The sequence below is a fragment of the Ectobacillus antri genome (genome assembly GCF_003852715.1).
Classification (GTDB): Bacteria; Bacillota; Bacilli; order Bacillales; family Bacillaceae_G; genus Ectobacillus; species Ectobacillus antri.
On the sequence record NZ_RIAV01000054.1, the window covers coordinates 1 to 2,332 of the forward strand.

Here is a 2,332-nt window from a genome sequence, read left to right on the forward strand (position 1 = left end):
CCACTTGAACAGATTTTGCTTTTCCATACTGATCACGCCCTTTTTTAGAGTAATAGTATCAGTATGTCCAAGCTTTAGAGATTAATTGCGACTGTTTTGAGATTTTTGCACCAGAACCCACAACCTCAGCTTGAATTGATGGTGTTTTGTGCATAACAAATACATTCTCTCTTTAGTTGGGTTGGTGTGAGAAAGTCCTTCAAACTTTGGTCGGGGAGAAGGGCTTTCTTTTTATTTTGTTTAATTAAGCGTATGGATCTTCTTCAATATTTTCTAAGCCAGACCAAGCTGGACTTTTAGGTTCTTGTTTGGCCGGCGCAGGCTGTATAACCTGCACCGGTGTTACTTGAATACCATCTAAATTAAAGTCGTACTTGCGGGGCAAAATCTCAGCAATATCTACATTGCCGGTCTTTTCGTATAGCTGCTGTGCAGCGTACAGGAAAAATGTGGTCAAATCAGATTGTTTGTTAATCCAATTTAACATGTTTTCTGATACGTTCTGCTTTAGATAGACGTTAAGTCTATCTCCAGCACCATAAACTTTGGTTCTTTTCATATTACACAACTCCTAGTTGCTTAAGCTTCATCTCCTCAAAACGAGCAGAGCATGTATACACCAGTAATCCTCTTGCATTGACGAAGATTGGGTCTTTCAAGAAAACCACGTTAGTCAATCGTTTCTTTTCTTTTAATATTTTTAACATACTATCTTTTAATAGCGCAGCACCGCCACCATATACGAAAGCGTACGGATCATCTTTTAATTCGTCAATTTTGTTTAACAAAGCTGTAACCAAACGGTTAGCCAACTGGTAGAATGCATTTTCAGCAGCATCTCTCAAACGATTATGGCGCGGATGTTCACTATTAAAGTAAATTTCGTTGAATTCTGTGATATTATCAATTGTTTGTCTTGGATTGTTTCGATTCCAAATTTTAATGACATTCAAAATGCTCTCTTTTACTCCGTAATGCAGCCCTTCGCTTAAGCGTGGATTGAATACAACCCCTTTGCTTACAACTGATTCTGTCGTTCCCGCCCCGATGTCGAAGGATAAAAACATCTTATTAACGAAATCTACATCAACAATATTGTCATTTAGCTCTACCTTGTGTTTAACAACTTGCCCTTTTTCGTCATACACAATTCCCCAAGAGCCCGATCCACCTTCCACTAAACACTTGCAATACTCGATTTTAATTGTAACAACCACGTTTCTTCCTGATGGATGATGGAATGTGACTGTATGAGTACCCATAAAGCGTTCAGCGTTATGTTTAGCATTTTCTGGTGTAATAGTTAATACAGGAAGTGCAACGCTCAAATCAAAGTTCGCATCAATACGATCCAGCTCAGGATTTTCTTTCATCGCACTTATCGCCAATCCCGTCAGTGTCATGATAACAGGCAACTCATCTGTTGATTTGTCGCTTTTACTTTCCATTTCAGAGCCACTTAATTTGTCTGTTATTACTTTTTCTCCAATTATGTATCTTCTTTTTTCGTTTAATGCCACAGATGAAATTGTCACATCAATGTTTTTTTCTAGTTCGCTTGGGGCAATATCAGCCTCCTCGAAAAAAGAAGGAGTTAGACCTGGAACAATGGAGTAAATAGAAGGGATGAGGATAGGCTCTTGCCCCTTTACACATAACTTTAAGGAATTATTGCCAGCATCTGCACCAGCTTTTCTTGTTTTGCTCATTTAAAAGCCCCCCATTGATTTATTTTTGGTAAATGTTTCATGTTTTCATTCTAATTCTAACAAAGAATAAAGTCAATACATTATATTGACTTTTAATATTTTTGATTACAAGTCAATACAAAATGGGTAAAAAAAGAGCTCTTTTATTGCAAATATTTAAGTTTTTGACCTAAAATTATATTGAGTTGTATTTTCTTGTATTGAGTTTTATTCTTTAATTTTTATCGTTTTACAATGAAAAATATAAAATTAGTTATATTTTTTCACATAATCGTAAGTTTTTTATTGAAAATGCGTATATTTTTTGTTATATTGAATATGTTACTAATGGGAGTACGAACCGATCGTATTCGCTCACACGGGTAGCTGTGGGTTCTCCTCGGCGGGGACGTTAAACATTTGCCGCACTGTGCTTTAACTGCTACCTTATAATTTAATAATTATAAAACAGCCCTGATGTTTTTAACTGGCGAAGGGCCTAGCTAAGTGACCATTCTGAAACACCGGTTCTGGTGCAAATACTTGAAGAAAATATAAAAAAGCGAAAGATCTCTAATGACTGTTGGTCTTAAGTAACTAGTCCAAACAGTTGATGGATGAATTCTTTTTGATTTTGGACAGAC

At 36.4% G+C, this 2,332-nt stretch carries 2 protein-coding genes; both read right to left on the reverse strand.

Features of this window, described 5'->3' with window-relative positions:
• Nucleotides 1-244: 244 nt before the first annotated feature.
• The gene (locus tag EEJ45_RS17945) at nucleotides 245-559 is read right to left on the reverse strand and encodes a hypothetical protein (protein WP_124566113.1); all 315 of its coding nucleotides are present in this window, start codon (nucleotides 557-559) and stop codon (nucleotides 245-247) included.
• A gap of 1 nt (nucleotide 560) precedes the next feature.
• A complete protein-coding gene (locus tag EEJ45_RS17950) occupies nucleotides 561-1,709 on the reverse strand; it encodes a ParM/StbA family protein (RefSeq protein WP_124566114.1) in 1,149 nt (382 codons plus the stop codon).
• Nucleotides 1,710-2,332: the final 623 nt, after the last annotated feature.

Bases quoted from the DNA above. Each gene is read 5' to 3' on its own strand.
- EEJ45_RS17945 (WP_124566113.1), bottom strand. From the start codon at position 559: ATGAAAAGAACCAAAGTTTATGGTGCTGGAGATAGACTTAACGTCTAT.
- EEJ45_RS17950 (WP_124566114.1), bottom strand. From the start codon at position 1,709: ATGAGCAAAACAAGAAAAGCTGGTGCAGATGCTGGCAATAATTCCTTA.